A 17489-nucleotide genomic window follows, 5' to 3' on the forward strand; every position below is an offset into this window, starting at 1 on the left:
GCGCGGCGATCAATCAACCATGAATCAGCCATCGCCCGCCCGATACTTTTACTTCACGCGCATGCCCGGCTTCGCGCCGCTATGCGGTTCAAGAATGTACAAACCCGGTTCGGCTTTCTCGTCGTCGGCGGACGCGGCCAGCACCATGCCCTCCGACAGCCCGAACTTCATCTTGCGCGGGGCGAGGTTTGCGACCATGACCGTGAACTTCCCGATCAGGTCCTGCGGCTGATACGCCGACTTGATCCCGGAGAACACGTTGCGGGTTTTTTCCTCGCCAACATCCAGTGTCAGTTGCAGCAGCTTGTCCGAGCCTTCGACCGCGGTGCAATTCACAATCTTCGCGATTCGCAGGTCGACCTTGGCGAAGTCATCGATGGAAATCACGCCTTCCGCTTCCGGCTCTTTCACCTTTGCGGCCTTCTTTGACACTGCAGCAGATGCAGAACCAGAAGCGGCCGCAGGCGCGGCAGCAACCGCCTGCCCCGGAGCGATCGATTCCAGGTTCGCGGCGATCAGCGCGGCGATCTGTTTCGGGTCGACGCGGGTCATCAAGTGCTTGTACGCGTTGATCGGCTGCGAGGAACGAAGCGGTGTGGAAACATCGGCCCAGACCAGCGGCGCGACGCCGAGGAACCCTTCCACCGATTCCGCCAGCAGCGGCAACACCGGCTTCAACGCCAGCGACAGCAAGCGGAACGCCTCCAGGCTCACGCTGCATGTTTCATGCAGGGCAGCGGAGTTGGCTTCGTCCTTGGCCTGATCCCAGGGCTTCGCGGTATCGACAAACGCGTTGACGGCATCGGCGAGATCCATGGTCGTGCGCAACGCCCGCCCGTATTCACGCGACTCGTAGAGCGCAGCAATTTGCGGCACGGCTGCGCGCAATTGCAGCAGCAGCGGATGATTCATCGCGCTGTCCAGCACGCGGCCGTCGAAGCGCTTGATCAGGAACCCTGCCGCCCGGCTCGCGATATTCACGTACTTGCCGACCAGATCGCTGTTCACACGTGCCTGGAAATCTTCGAGATTCAGGTCGATGTCTTCCATCGTGTGGTTCAGCTTCGCGGCGAAGTAGTAACGCAGCCACTCGGGATTGATCCCGGTATCGATCACGCTTTTCGCCGTGATGAACGTGCCGCGCGATTTGGACATCTTCGCGCCGTCGACGGTGAGAAAACCGTGGGCGAACACATTCGTCGGCGTGCGATGGCCGGAAAACTCCAGCATTGCAGGCCAGAACAGCGTATGGAAATACAGGATGTCCTTGCCGATGAAGTGATACTGCTCCGTTTTCGATCCCGGCCGGATCCATTCCTCGAAGTCGATGCCGCGCGCATCCGCCAGATTCTTGAAGCTGGCGTAATAACCGACTGGTGCGTCCACCCAGACGTAAAAATACTTGCCCGGCGCGCCGGGGATTTCGAAACCGAAATACGGCGAGTCGCGCGAGATATCCCAGTCGGCAAGCTTCGCGTCGCCCTTGTCGCCGAGCCATTCGCGCATCTTGTTCGTGGCTTCGGGCTGCGCGAGTCCGCTGACCCAGCCGCGCAGGAAACCTTCGCAGCGCGGGTCGGAGAGGCGGAAGAAATAATGCGTCGAGGTCTTGCGCACCGGCGTCGCGCCCGACACCACCGAATACGGGTTGATGAGATCGAGCGGCTGGTACGTGGACCCGCAGACTTCGCAGTTGTCGCCGTACTGGTCCTTCGCGCCGCACTTCGGGCATTCGCCCTTGATGAAGCGATCGGGCAGGAACATTTCCTTGACCGGGTCGTAGGCTTGCTCAATATCGCGCGCCTCGATCAGCCCGGCCGCCTTCAGCGACTCGTAGATGGATTCGCACAGCACGCGGTTTTCTTCGGCGTCGGTGGAATAGTAGTTGTCGAACGAGATACCGAAGCTGTCGAAATCGCGCTTGTGCTCTTTCCCCACGCGCTCGATCAACTGCTTCGGCGTGATGCCTTCCAGCTCGGCACGCAGCATGATGGGGGTGCCGTGGGTGTCGTCAGCGCCGACGTAATAAACCTCGTGACCGTGCATTCGCAGCGAACGCACCCAGATATCCGTCTGGATGTATTCGACCATATGGCCAATATGAATCTGACCGTTCGCGTACGGGAGCGCGGACGTGACGAGAATCCGGCGCTGGACAGGGGTGGCTGACGCCGCTGCGGGTGCGGATGGTGACGAGGTGGGTGCTGACGGTGCTGACATAAGGCGGCTGGCCTGCGGTTAAAGAATTCGGTGATGGCGTGAAAAAGCGAATGAAGATTCTACCAGCCAAGGGTCCGCCGTTCTCAGTCGGGCAGCGGCGGGGATGGAGCGGTGGGGAAGACGGCTGGTGTTGGAGGGTCTGCCCCTCCAAATTTCAGACGAAAAAAAACCGGGGCGATTAGCGGCCCCGGAGCAACAACGACAAGAGGAGAATGGCACGTGGCGGCAAAGCCAGCCACCTACCGATAAGACAGACACGGACTGCAGGGGCAAAGTTTCAAATATTTTTCATGTTCGCGTTGGATCTGCTGCGTGTCTGCTGTTCCGCCGCGAAACGAATCGAATCCCTGGCCTGGTTACCGCGTCATTCCCCCTTGTAAATCAACCGTATTACTGAACCTGACCCGGCTGAGCAGTAGCGCGCAGGTAGATTTCCACGCGACGATTCTGCGCACGGCCGAGCTCAGTGCTGTTGTCGGCGATAGGTTGCGTCTGGCCCATGCCTTGCGCCGAGAGACGTTGCGGCGCCACGCCGTGGCCGGCCAGATACGATGCCACGCTTTGTGCACGGTTTTGCGACAACGTCTGGTTGTAAGCCGGCTGGCCGGTGCTGTCGGTATGTCCAACCACTTGCGCGATCAGCTCAGGATGCTGAGTCAACGTTTGCGTAACCTGATCGAGCACCGGTGCGAAACCCGGCTTGATAGCGTAGCTGTTGGTGTCGAACGAGATCGCGTTCGGGATGTTGACCTTCAGCGATCCGTCCGGCTGTTCCGTCACCTGCGTGCCCGTGCCCTTCGTTGCGCCGGTCAGCTTGCCCTTGATGGCCTGCCAGTTGTAGCCGGTAATGCCGCCAGCCGCCGCGCCCACACCCGCGCCGATGGCCGCACCCTTGCCGCCGCCGAAGATTGCGCCAAGCGCCGCGCCCGACGCCGCGCCAATGCCCGTGCCAACGGCGGCGTTATTGCCTTGCTGGGTGGCGCAACCGGCGACCAGCGCACCGGCTACGGCGATTACGGTCAAGCGGGTCATCATTTTCGAGTTCATTATCAATTCTCCAGGGTACCAATTCAGACAAAGCCGGCTCCGACAGCGCGGAACGGTCCCCGTAGGGTCTTCCGGCGAGTCGTAACGGCTGCCACTACAATACGGCCAAGGATTCAAGCGATTATAACGATGCGTCCCCGAATCATGGCAGCGTCGGATAGTGCATCGCCCTGTGCTGCGGCGCAACGTGGTGCAACAATTCCTTTCAATTTCATAGTTTGCGTGCGGAACATTCGATCCGCCACAGCAAAAAGCGTTCCCCTGGAGTTTCGATGAGTCTTGATCGCGCCCAGATCGATACCGCGCTCAGCGGCTTGATCGATCCCAATACCAATCGCACCTTCGCGGACACGAAAAGCATCCGCGGCGTCACCGTGGACGGCGCCAATGTCACGGTGAACGTAGTGCTGGGTTATCCGGCCAAGAGCCAGTTCGACGCCATCCGCGCGCTCGTGTCCAACGCGGTCGCCAGCGTGCCGGGCGTCGGTGAGACACAGGTGACGGTGTCGTCGCAAGTGGTCGCGCATGCGGTCCAGCGCGGCGTGAAGCTGCTGCCGAACGTGAAGAACATCATTGCGGTGGCGTCGGGCAAGGGCGGGGTCGGCAAGAGCACGACTGCCGTGAACCTCGCGCTGGCGCTGGCAGCGGAAGGCGCGTCGGTCGGCATGCTGGACGCCGATATCTACGGTCCGTCGCTGCCCATGATGCTTGGCATCATGGGCCGTCCGGAATCGCCCGACAACACGACGATGAATCCGCTCACCGGCCACGGCATCCAGGCCAACTCGATCGGTTTCCTGATCGAGCAGGACAACCCCATGGTCTGGCGCGGCCCCATGGTCACGTCGGCGCTCGAACAATTGCTGCGCCAGACCAACTGGAAAGACCTCGACTACCTGGTGGTCGATATGCCGCCCGGCACCGGCGACATCCAGCTCACGCTCTCGCAGAAAGTGCCGGTCACGGGTGCGGTGATTGTTACCACGCCGCAGGACATCGCGTTGCTCGACGCCAAGAAGGGCTTGAAGATGTTCGAGAAAGTGGGCATCCCGATCCTGGGGATCGTGGAGAACATGAGCACGCATATCTGCTCGAACTGCGGCCACGAAGAACATATCTTCGGAGCGGGCGGGGGGGAGCGGATGTCGAAGGAATATGGCGTGCCGGTGCTCGGCCATTTGCCGCTCGATATTGCGATCCGCGAGAAGACCGATGCGGGCCAGCCGACGGTGATCTCGGAACCGGACAGCAAGATTGCCGAGGCGTATCGATCGATCGCGCGCAAGGTCGCTATTTCGATTGCCGAACGTCAGCGCGACATGACGTCGATGTTCCCCAGCATCGTAGTGCAAAACACTTAGACGGCTTGAGGAGCGTGCGCGATTTTGGCGGCGCGTGTCGCGGTATCATGTCGCCTTGATTGGCGCGGCCAGGTGAACACACGGGGTGGTCGCGGGTCGCCATGAGGATCGCATGAAACAAAGATTCGACGGGCCTGAATCGCGCAGACTCCCTGCCGCGAGACACCCGGTCCCGAGCCTGGTGCCGAGTTTGAGCACGACTGTCAGCGCATTGGTCAGCGTCTTGCTGCTCGGCGGCTGCGGCCTCCTGTTCCAGAACCACGAAAAACGTGCCGACGCCACGTTGCAGCCTACCGGCGGCAATACGGCGACCGGCACGGTCACGTTCATCGAGCGTGCAGACGGCGTCCAGGTGTCTTACAACTTGTCGGGCATGCCGCCCAATAGCGAGCATGCACTGCAGATCCATGAGCGCGGCGACTGCATCATCGCGGCCTCCTCCGACGGCGGCCCCGTATTCGCACCCGCGTCCGAGCGCAGCGATTCCGGTTCCAAGGTGGAAGGCGACCTCGCCAGCATTCGTGCCGACGCGAACGGCACGGCGACGGGTTTCATCGTCGCGCCGGATGTGTCGCTCGACGGTGTGCGTTCGGTGTTGTCGCGGGCCATCGTGCTGCATCGCGACGCCGCGGACGCCTACGCCATCGTGCCGCATGGCGCCGGTCCCGCGCTCGCGTGCGGTGTGATCAAGCAGTGATCTTTCAATGAAATCAGGCTGTTGGGGTGCGCGACCCGGCCTGTTGGCATAGCCGCGTCGTGCAGCCGGCACATCAAGTAAAATACGCGCTTCTCGTCTGGTCTGGCTGGCTTCGGCGTGCTTCTGCATCTATCCCGAGTCTCCGGCCATGCCCTGTTTCAAGCCCGGCGGCACTTCTGAGGCCGCCTCTTTCGTTGGGTAGCGTTCCCTATGAGCATCAAGTCCGACAAGTGGATCCGGCGCATGGCCGAAGAGCACAACATGATCGAGCCGTTCGTGCGCGATCAGGTGCGGGTGTCTGAAGATGGCCGCAAGATCGTGAGCTATGGCACCTCCAGCTACGGTTATGACATTCGTGTGGCAGACGAATTCAAGATTTTCACCAACATCAATTCCACGATTGTCGACCCGAAGAATTTCGACGAGAAATCGTTTGTCGACTTCAAGGGCGATGTCTGCATCATCCCGCCGAACTCCTTCGCGCTTGCGCGCACGGTCGAATATTTCCGGATTCCGCGCTCGTGCCTGACGGTTTGCCTCGGCAAATCCACGTACGCCCGCTGCGGGATCATTGTGAACGTGACGCCGTTCGAGCCGGAATGGGAGGGATATGTGACGCTCGAATTCTCGAATACGACACCTTTGCCTGCCAAAATCTACGCGAACGAAGGCGTGGCACAGGTTCTCTTCTTTGAAAGCGATGAGATTTGCGAGACCTCGTACGCCGATCGTGGGGGCAAGTATCAAGGGCAAATCGGCGTAACACTGCCGAAGACCTGACGTTTCTCAATTATTCGAAACGTCATTGCAACGCTTTTTGAAAGACCGCTGGAATCGAGCACGCATAACTCGGCCAGCGGTCGTTCCATTTGGAGATTCGCCGCATGAAGTTCCGTTTTCCCGTCGTCATCATCGACGAAGATTTTCGCTCCGAGAACATTTCGGGTTCCGGCATCCGCGCCCTTGCCGAAGCGATCGAGCGCGAAGGCGTCGAGGTGCTCGGGCTGACGAGTTACGGCGACCTGACGTCGTTCGCGCAGCAATCGAGCCGTGCGTCGTGCTTCATCCTGTCGATCGACGACGACGAATTGCTGCCGTACGTGGACAACGTCGTGGTGGCGGAAGGCGACACGCCTGAACTGGCCTCCGCGATTGTCGCGCTGCGCGCGTTCGTGCAGGCGGTGCGTCGGCGCAATGCCGACATCCCCATTTTCCTGTACGGGGAAACGCGCACGTCGCGGCACTTGCCCAACGACATCCTGCGCGAACTGCACGGCTTCATCCACATGTTCGAGGACACGCCGGAGTTCGTCGCGCGGCACATTATTCGCGAGGCGAAGGTCTACCTCGACGCGCTGGCGCCGCCGTTCTTCAAGGAGCTCGTGCAGTACGCGGAAGAGGGTTCGTACTCGTGGCATTGCCCGGGGCATTCGGGCGGCGTGGCGTTCCTGAAAAATCCGCTTGGGCAGATGTTCCACCAGTTCTTCGGCGAGAACATGTTGCGGGCGGACGTCTGCAATGCCGTCGATGAACTTGGGCAACTGCTCGATCACACCGGGCCGATCGCGGCGTCCGAGCGTAATGCGGCGCGTATTTTCAGCGCGGATCATTTGTTCTTCGTGACCAACGGCACGTCGACATCGAACAAGATCGTCTGGCACGCGACCGTTGCGCCCGGCGACATTGTGCTGGTCGACCGCAATTGTCACAAATCGATCCTGCACGCGATCACCATGACAGGCGCGATTCCCGTCTTCCTGACGCCGACGCGCAATCACTTCGGCATTATCGGACCGATTCCGCGCGACGAATTCAAGCCGGAAAACATCCGCAAGAAGATTGAAGCGAATCCGTTCGCGCGTGAAGCGCTGGCGAAGAATCCGAAAGCCAAACCGCGCATCCTGACCATCACGCAAAGTACCTATGACGGCGTGATCTACAACGTCGAGATGATCAAGGACCTGCTGGGCGACTTGCTCGACACGCTTCACTTCGACGAAGCCTGGTTGCCGCACGCCGAGTTCCACGACTTCTACCAGGACATGCACGCTATCGGCGCGGGGCGTCCGCGTACGGGTGCGCTGGTGTTCGCCACGCACTCCACGCACAAGCTGCTTGCGGGGATTTCGCAGGCGTCGCAGATCGTGGTCCAGGACTCCGAGAACAGCACCTTCGACAAGCACCGCTTCAACGAGGCGTACCTGATGCACACGTCCACGAGCCCGCAATACGCGATCATCGCGTCCTGCGACGTGGCCGCGGCCATGATGGAGCCGCCGGGCGGCACGGCGCTGGTGGAGGAGTCGATTGCGGAAGCGCTCGATTTCCGCCGTGCCATGCGCAAGGTCGACGACGAATATGGCGACGAATGGTTCTTCAAGGTGTGGGGTCCGGAAGCGCTGGCGGAAGAGGGCATTGGCGACCGTGAAGAATGGGTGTTGAAGCCGAACGACCGCTGGCACGGTTTCGGGCCGCTTGCCGAAGGCTTCAACATGCTCGATCCGATCAAGGCGACCATCATCACGCCTGGACTGGACGTGGATGGCGAGTTTGGCGAGACCGGGATTCCGGCCGCGATCGTGACGAAATATCTGGCGGAGCACGGCATTATCGTGGAGAAGACCGGGCTGTATTCGTTCTTCATCATGTTCACGATCGGCATTACGAAGGGTCGCTGGAATTCGATGGTGACCGAGTTGCAGCAGTTTAAAGACGACTACGACAATAACCAGCCGTTGTGGCGTGTGCTGCCTGATTTCATTGCGCAGCATCCGTCGTATGAGCGAATGGGATTAAGGGATCTGTGCGAGCAGATTCATAGCGTCTATCGGGCCAACAATATTGCCCGGCTGACCACCGAGATGTATCTCTCGAGCATGGAGCCGGCCATGAAGCCGTCCGAAGCCTATGCGAAACTGGTGCATCGCGAGATCGATCGCGTGCCTATTGACGAACTCGAAGGGCGTGTGACCAGCATCCTGTTGACGCCTTATCCGCCGGGCATTCCGTTGCTGATTCCGGGCGAGCGGTTCAACAAGACGATCGTGGACTACCTGCGTTTTGCGCGCGAGTTCAACGAACGCTTCCCGGGCTTCCATACGGATATCCACGGGTTGGTTGGTGAGATGATCAACGGGCGTATCGAGTATTTTGTCGATTGCGTGGCGCTCGAGCGCTGATGTGACAGCGTGAGAACGTAGGAATGACAAAGGCCCGCGAATGCGGGCCTTTGTCATTGGTGGTCGGACTGATCCAACGCTTGGCCTCTTAGGTAACGATAAACCAGCGCTCGGTCACGCCCGGTTCCGGCAAGGCCTTGGGTGGTCGCGCGAACGCCGGATCGGCGGCCATATCGTGGAGTGCGGTTTCCAGCGAGTCGCATAACGCGGTCAACGCCAGGTCATTTTCTTCGAGACCGAACGGATCTTCGATCTGCGCCGCGATCGCCTCCAGCGACATGAACGCGTACGCGACCAGAAGCGCGAACAAGGGCGTGAGAAAACCCGCTCCATCGACAAGCCCGAACGGCAGCATCACGCAGAACAGGTACACGGTCCGGTGGATCATCACCGAATACGAGAACGGCAGAGGTGTCGACGCCAGCCTTTCGCAGCCGCCAATCACGGCCGACAACTCGTTCAGGTTTTGCTCGAATGCGAGCACACCGTAGCCATCGAGTGCACCTTCGCGAGCGCGCGTGCTCGACCATTCGCCGAGCCATTGCAAGATCAGTGACGAGCGATATTGCGCCTGAACGACCCGCTGATAAAGCGTTGCCGGAAGGCGCGTGGCGAGGTCGGGGAGTGGGTCGGTGCGACGCATTTCGTGGCGCAGTGCGTGACCCAGTGCACCAATTCCCGCGATGAACTCGTGCGTGTCTTCGTTTTTCACAGCGCGCGGCAATGTCAGCGCCTGCCGCGCGAGCGAGCGGCCGTGGATCAGCAACGAACCCCATAGCTTGCGGCCTTCCCACCAGCGCTCATAGCTTGCGCTATTGCGAAAGCCCAGGAACACGGCGAGCGCGATGCCAACGAGTGCGAACGGTGGCGTACCGAGTCCGACCGGATAACTTCGGACATGGTCGTGCATCACGATTGCAGCGATGGACAACATGAAGATCAACGCGAGGCGTGGCAATAGTTGCGGCAGCACGGACCCGCGCCAGACGAACAGCATGCGGAACCAGTTGAGTTTGGGACGGGTGATCATGGGCGTACCGGAAACAACGGAATTGAATGCATGCTGAGCAATTGCCGAGGGTGACTGTAGCCAGATCGGCTACGATCGTAGCCAAATCAGCTACGATCGGTCCCGCGATGTGCTTCGCCGGCCGCCTTATTTACCCCAACGCCGCGCGAGCCGCCTTTGCCGCCGCCCGAACCTGTTCCGGCGCTGTTCCGCCGGCGTGATTGCGGCTCGCAACCGAGCCTTCCAGCGTGAGGTATTCGAACACGTCCTCACCAATCAAACGCGCCACGTTCGGCAGTTCCGCGCGCATTTCGTCGAGTGTCAGGTCGGCCAGATCGCAGCCGCGGTCCACGCAGATTCGCACGGCCAGCGCTACCGCTTCGTGCGCATCGCGGAATGGCAGGCCGCGTTTCACCAGATAGTCCGCGAGATCGGTCGCCGTCGAAAAACCTTGCAACGCGGCTGCGCGCATGGCGTCCGGCTTGACCGTGATACCCGCTGCCATCTCGGCGAAGATACGCAGGGTATCCGAGACGGTGTCGACGGTATCGAACAGCGGTTCCTTGTCTTCCTGATTGTCCTTGTTGTACGCGAGCGGCTGGCCCTTCATCAGCGTCAGCAAAGCAATCAGATGCCCGTTCACGCGCCCCGTCTTGCCACGCGCCAGTTCCGGCACGTCCGGGTTCTTCTTCTGCGGCATGATCGACGAGCCGGTGCAGAAGCGGTCAGCCAGGTCAATGAATCCCACCCGTGGGCTCATCCACAGCACGAGCTCTTCCGAGAAGCGCGATACGTGCGTCATGATCAGCGCGGCAGCCGCGGTGAATTCGATGGCGAAGTCGCGATCCGACACGGCGTCGAGCGAGTTTGCGCAGATGCCGTCGAAGCCCAGGGTTTTCGCCACGGCGTGACGATCGATCGGATAACTCGTGCCGGCGAGCGCCGCAGCGCCAAGCGGCAGGCGGTTCACGCGCTTGCGGCAATCGAGCAGGCGTTCGCTGTCGCGGCTGAACATTTCGACGTAAGCCAACAGATGATGGCCAAACGTCACGGGCTGAGCGACTTGCAGGTGGGTGAAGCCGGGCATGATGGTTTCGGCGTTTTGCTCGGCAATATCGATCAGCGCACGGCGCAGCGCGACCAGCAATTCGCCAATCGTGTCGATTTCGCCACGCAGCCACAGGCGGATGTCGGTCGCGACCTGGTCGTTGCGCGAGCGGCCGGTATGCAGGCGTTTGCCGGCATCGCCGATAAGCGCCGTCAATCGTGCTTCGATGTTCAGGTGGACGTCTTCCAGATCGAGTTTCCACTCGAATTCGCCGCGTTCGATTTCGCCGCGAATCTGCGTCATGCCTTGCTGGATGGCCTGGAAATCCGCATCGCCGATGATCTTTTGCGCGGCCAGCATGGCGGCGTGCGCGAGCGATCCCTCGATATCGACGAGCGCGAGGCGCTTGTCGAAGAACACCGATGACGTGTAGCGCTTGACCAGATCGGACATTGGTTCGTTGAAGCGAGCCGACCAGGCTTCGCCTTTTTTGTGCAGTTGGGACGTCATAGTGATGTTCGTAAGAGGACGGAAAGTCGATGGCAGGCGGCCGGGCGTAGCGCGATCCGGATAGAAACCCGCGGAACTGGCGATTTTACAGGCAATGAGAACGGGCAACCATCGAACGCGTAGAAGGGGCGCCAGGTGGCGCCCCTTCTACGCAGGGTCAAACGACCACCGTCAAGCTGCCGGAATGACCTTACCCGTATAGACGACCGGGCCGGTTGGCCCATTCGGATTCGGTGACCCGCCGATCGGCTCCACCGACACCGCCAACACCGGATACGCATTCACAGACGCCGCTTTGAAGCGCGCGGTTCCCCCGACGGGCAGCACGCCGAGCGACACCGGGTGCCCTTCCTTGGGCAGGCCCCAGAGCTGCATGGATTTATCGGAGGGATCCGACGAGCCGCTCAAGCGTCGAACGGTGACTTCAGAGGTCCGGTCGTCCCAGGTCACCAGCATTCTCGCGTTGGATTTGTCATCGGCAAGCGTTGCCACATAACCAATCCGCGGTTCCTGGGCCACTTGCGGTGCGGGCGCCGGCGCAGGAACGGGCGCGACCGTCGACAGTTCTCGAATGGACACGACCAGCGCAATCGCTGCAATGGCTGTGGCGGTGATCGACCAGCCGCGCCAGAACGAGAGATTCTCGAACCAGCCCGGCTTCGGTCGGGTAACCGGGGCTGCAGACGGAATCGGCCGGGCCGCAGCCGCCTCGCGCCGGGCGTTCACCAGGTTCAAGCGTCGCTCGATAGCCGGCCAGATCTCCGGCGGCGGCGCAACCGCCGGACCAATCTCGGTCATTGCCGCCAGCCGCAAACGCCAGGTTTCCACCGCCAGGCGAATGGCCGGATCGTGCTGGGAGATAGCTTCAAACCGTCTGCGCGATCCCCCGCGCAGCACGCCGAGCGTGTACTCGGCTGCAAGTTGGTCTACCAGGCCTGCGTAGCGATGCAGATCCATCACAGACCTCCCAGGCACGTTTTAAGTTTTTCGAGGCCGCGCCGAATCCACGACTTCACCGTGCCAAGCGGTACTTTCAGGACGTCGGCCACTTCGCTGTGGCTCTGATCACGCAGATAGGCCAGCGCCACGGCCTGTCGCTGACTGGCTTCGAGCCGCTCCATGCAGATGGCGAGTTGCCGCGCTTCCTGGCTCATCAACATCTGCTCGGAGGGATCTGCCTCATTTGCCGGCAACGTATCGTCCAACGTATCGCTCCACTCTGTTTCGGCGCTTGCCCCGTTGGCCTTTTGCCGCCGCAAATAATCGAGGGCCCGGTTGCGGACAATCGCCGCCATCCAGGTCATCGGCGCGGAGAGGCCGGCTTTGTAGTCGCCCGCGTATCGCCAGATATTGACGAACGCATCCTGCAAAACTTCTTCGGCCCACTCGCGCTTCACCAATATACGAAGCGCAAGGCCAAACAGTTTCGACGAAGTTAGCTCGTAGAGCGTGCGCAACGCGGCGGCGTCTTCAATGGCGACGCGATCGAGCAATTGCACGAGGGTGTCGGCGGTCGGGTCGTGGGGGAGTGTTGTCGTCATGGAACCGGTCGGGTAGGCGCGCGATTAATCTTTCAGAAACAATCGATATGAACCGCGCTGGTTTTTTTGCATCCGGATGCATCCGTTTCGCGTTTGTCTGCGTATTACGGATACGGGCCCGCTTACGGCGCGCGAGATTCGCGGCGCAACCGTGCGCAGCTCACCATGTGTCCCCGTTCTCCTCCGGCCCTGCCGGGGAGATGCGGATTTGCCCGACCGTAAAGGCCGGGCATTTTTTTCGGCTATCGCTATCGGTCGAGCAGCGCGCCGACGGCCCGGATTCCTGCGCCTCACACCATTTGCGGCGGCGTTTGGCGGTGGTCATCGTTTCTGGCCGGCCCGCAGAGTCCAAGCGTCGCCGAGCTATTCGCGGGGGCGTTCTGCCGCGTCAGCACCTACCAGGATCACCAGCTTCAAATCTTCCCTATGCGCCGGCTTGAACGTAATCTGGTCGAACACCAGGCGCCCGCGCGTCGGATGATTGAATTCGCGCGCACCGCCTTCCCGTTCGCCGACGTCCTGTGACGCCCAAAAACGCGCGAACGCATCGCTTGCGGCACTGAGCGAATCGATCAGCGCTCGGGTGGGAGCATCGTTCAGATGGCGGATCGAATCCGCCCGGAACTCCGCCACGAGCCGTCGCGCGCGCGTCTCCCAATCCACGATCAAGCTCTGCGCGCCAGGCGCTGTGAACGTGAAGCCAAGCAGATTACGGTCCTGAGCTCCGTCCAGCCAGCCGGCGAATAACGCCGCCGCTTGCGCGTTCCAACGCAACGCATTCCACTGCCGGTCGAGGACGTAGGCGGGCGCATCGATCAATTCCACCGATTTCAACAGCGCTGCCGGTGCGTCCTGCGCCGCGGGATCGGGCTCGGCGGGATCGCGCTGGGCGGCCAGTTCGAACAGATAGGCACGCTCGGCCCGCGATAACTGCAATGCCACGGCAATGCGCGCCAGCGCATCGGCGGACGCGGACACGGGCCGTCCCTGTTCTATCCACGTGTACCAGGTTGGACTGACGCCGCACAACTGGGCGACTTCTTCTCGCCGCAACCCGGGCGTGCGGCGGCGCGGGCCGGGCGGCAAGCCGACGGCCATCGGCGACAGCCGCTCCCGATGCGCGCGAATGAAGTCGCCAAGCGCATGAGCCGGGGTGGCGTCGAGTGGTGGCGGGGCGTCGTTGTTTTTGCTGGCGGCGGGGGCAGTGGGTGACAAGGGCATGAGGCTCAATACGCGCTTTGGAAAATCCGACAGCGGTTCAGGTGGTTTAGATACCAGAATAACTGTTCAACCTGTACTGGTACAAGACGGTGGTTATTGTAGCGTCGCGGTTGGCAAGTAAATACTGACGAAAACCTGTATCGATGGACGAGGCGGGGCGAGCAAACTGCCGACACGGTCGGCTACCTTGCTGTGGAAGCCCGCGACATATCAAGTCAAGTGCGCCACGAACCCGGTGATTTACCCTGCCACGAAGTAATGAAAAAGCCGGCTGTGCAACGCACAAGCCGGCTTTTTCGATCAAGCATTCCCGTTGCTGCCTGGTGGATCACCCCGTATTGCGCAACCCCGCCGCAATCCCGTTGATCGTCAAATGAATCCCGCGGCCCAACCTCACGTTGTCATCCCCGGCACGATGGCGTTTCAGCAACTCCACCTGCAAGTGATTCAGCGGATCGAGATACGGGAAGCGGTTTTTAATCGACCGCGCGAGCAACGGATTATTCGCCAACCGCTCGTTGTTCCCCGTGATTTCCGACAACACGCTCGACGTCCGCTCCCATTCCGCGACGATCCGGCCGAACACGTGCTTGCGGAGTTTTTTATCCGTGACGAGCTGCGCATACCGCGATGCCACCGCAATATCCGTCTTCGCCAGCACCATGTCCATGTTCGACAGCAGGTTCGCGAAGAACGGCCAGGTCTTGTGCATCTTCTTGAGCGTATCGAGACGACGGGTACGCTCGGCTGGGTCCGCTGATGCATCGAGGAAATCGGTCACCGCGCTGCCGAAGCCATACCATCCTGTGAGAAGCAGGCGGCATTGGCCCCACGAGAAACCCCATGGAATAGCCCGCAGGTCTTCAATCTTGCGTTGCTTCGGGTCCTGCAGTTTCCGCGATGCCGGGCGGCTGCCGATGTTCAACTCGGCGATCTCCGAGATCGGTGTCGATTCGAAGAAATATTCCTTGAATCCGGGCGTTTCATACACCAGCGCGCGATACGCAGCCATTGCCGAATCAGACAGCGTCTGCATGGTGGCTTCGAACAGCGGCAACTGCGGCGGCGTGTTCTCGTGCGGCAGAAGCGATGCCTCGAGCGTGGCTGCAACTACGAGTTCGAGGTTACGGCGGCCGATCTCCGCATTGCCGAACTTGCTGGCGATCACTTCGCCTTGCTCGGTCGTGCGGATCTGGCCGTCCACAGTACCTGGCGGCTGCGACAAGATTGCCTGGTAGGTCGGACCGCCTCCGCGGCCGACCGTGCCTCCGCGTCCGTGAAAAAGCCGCAATGTGGTTTTGTGTTGCTTGAACAAAGCCACCAGCGCCAGTTCCGCCCTGTACAGCTCCCAGTTCGACGTGAGGAAACCGCCGTCCTTGTTGCTGTCGGAGTAACCGAGCATCACTTCCTGCTCACCGCCTTGCAGTTCGACCAGCTTGTCCACGCCCGGCAACGCAAAAAAATCGCCCATGATGTGCGGTGCATTGCGCAAGTCGGCGATGGTTTCAAACAGCGGAATCACCATCAGGCCATCGTGCGCTGGGTCTTTGGCATGTCCCAGACGCCCTTGCAGCAAGCCCGTCTCCTTCTGCAGCAGCATGACTTCCAGCAAGTCGCTGACCGTTTCCGTGTGCGAAATGATGTAGTTTCGCACCGAGCGCGTGCCGAACTTCTCCCGCGTCACGCGCGCCGTTTCGAGCACGCCGAGTTCGCTCTTCGCGAGGTCGGAGTAATCGAAATAAGGGAGCCGCAGCGGCCGTGGCTGGGCAAGTTCGTTCAGCAGCAACTTGACCTTGTCGGCTTCCGGCAGGGCGGTGTAATCGTCCTGAACGCCTGCACGTGCAAGCAGTTCCGCGATCACCGCTTCGTGGATATCCGAGCTTTGGCGCAAGTCGATGCTCGCCAGATGGAAGCCGAACACTTCAGCCGCACGTGCCAGCGGTGACAGGCGCGGTGCGGACAAATACTCGCCGTGATGCGCGGCGAGCGATTCGATCAGCACGTTCAGGTCAGCGCCAAATTCCGCCGCCGATGCGTACGGTTTCGCCGGGTGACGGCTGCGCGCCGGGACCACGCCTTGACCGAGCCGCGCGTCGGCGGACGCCACCAGCCGCGCATACACGCCGATCAGCGCGCGCCGGTAGGGTTCATCGGTGCGATGCGGCGACGAATCCGGCGACGCATCCGCGAGCGTCTTCAGCGCGTCGCTCGCGCCGGCCAGCAAATGCGACACCGACAACTCCGCGCCGAGCTTGTGCGCCTGATCGAGATAATGTTCGAAGATTACCGTGGCCTGGCGCGTGATGGCGTGTACGAGCGTGGGCGCGGTGACGTTCGGATTCCCGTCGCGATCCCCGCCAATCCAGCTGCCCATTTGCAGGAACGGCGGCAGACGCGCCGGCAGGCCGTGCTCGGTCAGCGCGGCTTCAATATCGGCATACAGCGCGGGGATCTCTTCCAGAAACGTCGCGTGGTAATACGAGAGCGCGTTTTCGATTTCATCGGCGACGGTCAGGCGGGCGTCGCGCAGCATCCGCGTTTGCCACAGCGACGTAACCCGGGAGCGCAGCATGGCTTCGTTGTGCGACCGTTCCCGCGCGGTCAGTTCCTGATCACGCTCGGCCAGCAGCCGCGCGACTTCGTGCTGCGCGTCCAGAATGCTCTTGCGTGAAACTTCGGTCGGATGAGCGGTGAGGACAGGGACGATAAGCGCGTTATCGAAAAACTTTTGCAGCGTAGCTTTCGCCGACTTCGCATTCGGGCTCGCCTTTAGCCGCTCGATGGCATAAGCCATCGTGCCGGGCTGCGGGGCGGAACCGGCGAGCGCGTGAATCCGCCGGCGCCGGTTGTGATGCCGGTCCTCGGCGATATTCGCGAGATGCGAGAAATAGCTGAACGCGCGCACGACGCTCACCGTCTGCTCGGGCGAGAGCGATTTCAAGCGCTTTTCCAGCGTCTGCGATGCCTCGTTGTCTTCCTCGCGACGGAATTTCACTGCTGTCTGACGAATCGTTTCGACGACATCGAATACTTTGTCGCCTTCCTGCTCGCGCACCACGTCGCCCAGCAGGCGGCCCAGATAGCGGATGTCTTCAAAGAGCGGCTGGTCCTTGTCGTCGCGCGTGCGGGACGAGGCTTTGGGCGCTTTACCGTTCTTCAGGGTTTCCGCGGGCGCGGGGTTGGCGGCAGCACGGCCGTTCGTCACGCGTTTGCTAGTCCCGGCCGCTGCCGTTTTCACGGGGGCGGCGGTCTTAGACGCCTTGCTGACAGTGGCCGCGCGGCTACGAACGGCGGGCGCCGTAGCGGGCGTGGCGGAAGAAGCATCCTTCGATACAGCGTTGCGGCGGGGGCGGGCGTTGCGCGCCGATCCGGGAGACGTCACGTTGAATTCCTCTTGAAAGCCAGAGACAGGATACCGGCGCGGCCCGGCGCCAGAAAAGATGAAAGGGCGCGAGACCGCCGGCCGGTGCGACGTTCGACTGCTTTGCCATGCTTCATTACTACGCAGCGGATGGAACGCGAGATGGCGAAGGTCTTCTACCGTGGCGGCGCGATAAAATGCGGGCCCCGGCGATGCCGTGCGATGCGGCACAACCTTGCTGTCTCCGTCCTGCCGCCTCGCTCGAAGCCCGTGCTGCGGCGCTCGGGCGCGGGGTCCG

12 protein-coding genes are annotated in these 17489 nt (G+C 61.4%); 4 read left to right on the plus strand and 8 right to left on the minus strand.

Annotation, left to right across the window (positions count from 1 at the left end):
• Nucleotides 1–48: 48 nt before the first annotated feature.
• Nucleotides 49–2217, minus strand: a complete 2169-nt coding sequence (gene metG / locus ABH944_RS36085; protein WP_404612572.1) for a methionine--tRNA ligase — start codon at nt 2215–2217, stop codon at nt 49–51.
• A 390-nt stretch (nt 2218–2607) separates the two neighbouring features.
• A complete protein-coding gene (locus ABH944_RS36090) occupies nt 2608–3264 on the minus strand; it encodes a YiaD family glycine zipper/OmpA-like lipoprotein (RefSeq protein ID WP_097261466.1) in 657 nt (218 codons plus the stop codon).
• 272 nt (nt 3265–3536) lie between these two features.
• On the opposite strand from ABH944_RS36090, the gene apbC reads away from it, so the two are divergent.
• From apbC to ABH944_RS36110, 4 genes are all read left to right on the plus strand, one after another.
• Complete coding sequence (gene apbC / locus ABH944_RS36095) at nt 3537–4625, plus strand: iron-sulfur cluster carrier protein ApbC (protein WP_404612569.1); 1089 nt, start codon at nt 3537–3539, stop codon at nt 4623–4625.
• 112 nt (nt 4626–4737) lie between these two features.
• Nucleotides 4738–5322, plus strand: coding sequence for a superoxide dismutase family protein (locus ABH944_RS36100; protein WP_404612567.1), 585 nt, complete (start codon nt 4738–4740; stop codon nt 5320–5322).
• 210 nt (nt 5323–5532) lie between these two features.
• Nucleotides 5533–6102 carry a dCTP deaminase gene (dcd, locus tag ABH944_RS36105; protein WP_047896066.1) on the plus strand — a complete coding sequence of 190 codons (570 nt, stop codon included), beginning with the start codon at nt 5533–5535 and terminating at the stop codon, nt 6100–6102.
• Between the two features lie 104 nt (nt 6103–6206).
• Nucleotides 6207–8501, plus strand: a complete 2295-nt coding sequence (locus tag ABH944_RS36110) for an Orn/Lys/Arg family decarboxylase (RefSeq protein WP_404612565.1) — start codon at nt 6207–6209, stop codon at nt 8499–8501.
• A gap of 88 nt (nt 8502–8589) precedes the next feature.
• On the opposite strand, the gene ABH944_RS36115 is transcribed toward ABH944_RS36110, so the two are convergent.
• From ABH944_RS36115 to ppc, 6 genes are all read right to left on the minus strand, one after another.
• Nucleotides 8590–9531, minus strand: a complete 942-nt coding sequence (locus tag ABH944_RS36115; protein WP_404612563.1) for a bestrophin family protein — start codon at nt 9529–9531, stop codon at nt 8590–8592.
• A gap of 130 nt (nt 9532–9661) precedes the next feature.
• Nucleotides 9662–11068: an argininosuccinate lyase gene (argH, locus tag ABH944_RS36120; protein ID WP_404612561.1), complete on the minus strand. Its 1407-nt coding sequence runs from the start codon at nt 11066–11068 to the stop codon at nt 9662–9664.
• 171 nt (nt 11069–11239) lie between these two features.
• Nucleotides 11240–12025 carry an anti-sigma factor gene (locus ABH944_RS36125; protein WP_404612559.1) on the minus strand — a complete coding sequence of 262 codons (786 nt, stop codon included), beginning with the start codon at nt 12023–12025 and terminating at the stop codon, nt 11240–11242.
• On the minus strand, nt 12025–12609 hold the full coding sequence (locus ABH944_RS36130) for a sigma-70 family RNA polymerase sigma factor (RefSeq protein ID WP_404612557.1): 585 nt from the start codon (nt 12607–12609) through the stop codon (nt 12025–12027). Before ABH944_RS36130 ends, ABH944_RS36125 begins: the two co-directional genes overlap by 1 nt.
• A gap of 363 nt (nt 12610–12972) precedes the next feature.
• Nucleotides 12973–13830: a helix-turn-helix transcriptional regulator gene (locus tag ABH944_RS36135; RefSeq protein ID WP_404612555.1), complete on the minus strand. Its 858-nt coding sequence runs from the start codon at nt 13828–13830 to the stop codon at nt 12973–12975.
• A 328-nt stretch (nt 13831–14158) separates the two neighbouring features.
• The gene (ppc, locus tag ABH944_RS36140) at nt 14159–17212 is read right to left on the minus strand and encodes a phosphoenolpyruvate carboxylase (RefSeq protein ID WP_404612553.1); all 3054 of its coding nucleotides are present in this window, start codon (nt 17210–17212) and stop codon (nt 14159–14161) included.
• Nucleotides 17213–17489: the final 277 nt, after the last annotated feature.

This window comes from Caballeronia udeis (genome assembly GCF_044909315.1).
GTDB lineage: Bacteria > Pseudomonadota > Gammaproteobacteria > Burkholderiales > Burkholderiaceae > Caballeronia > Caballeronia udeis_A.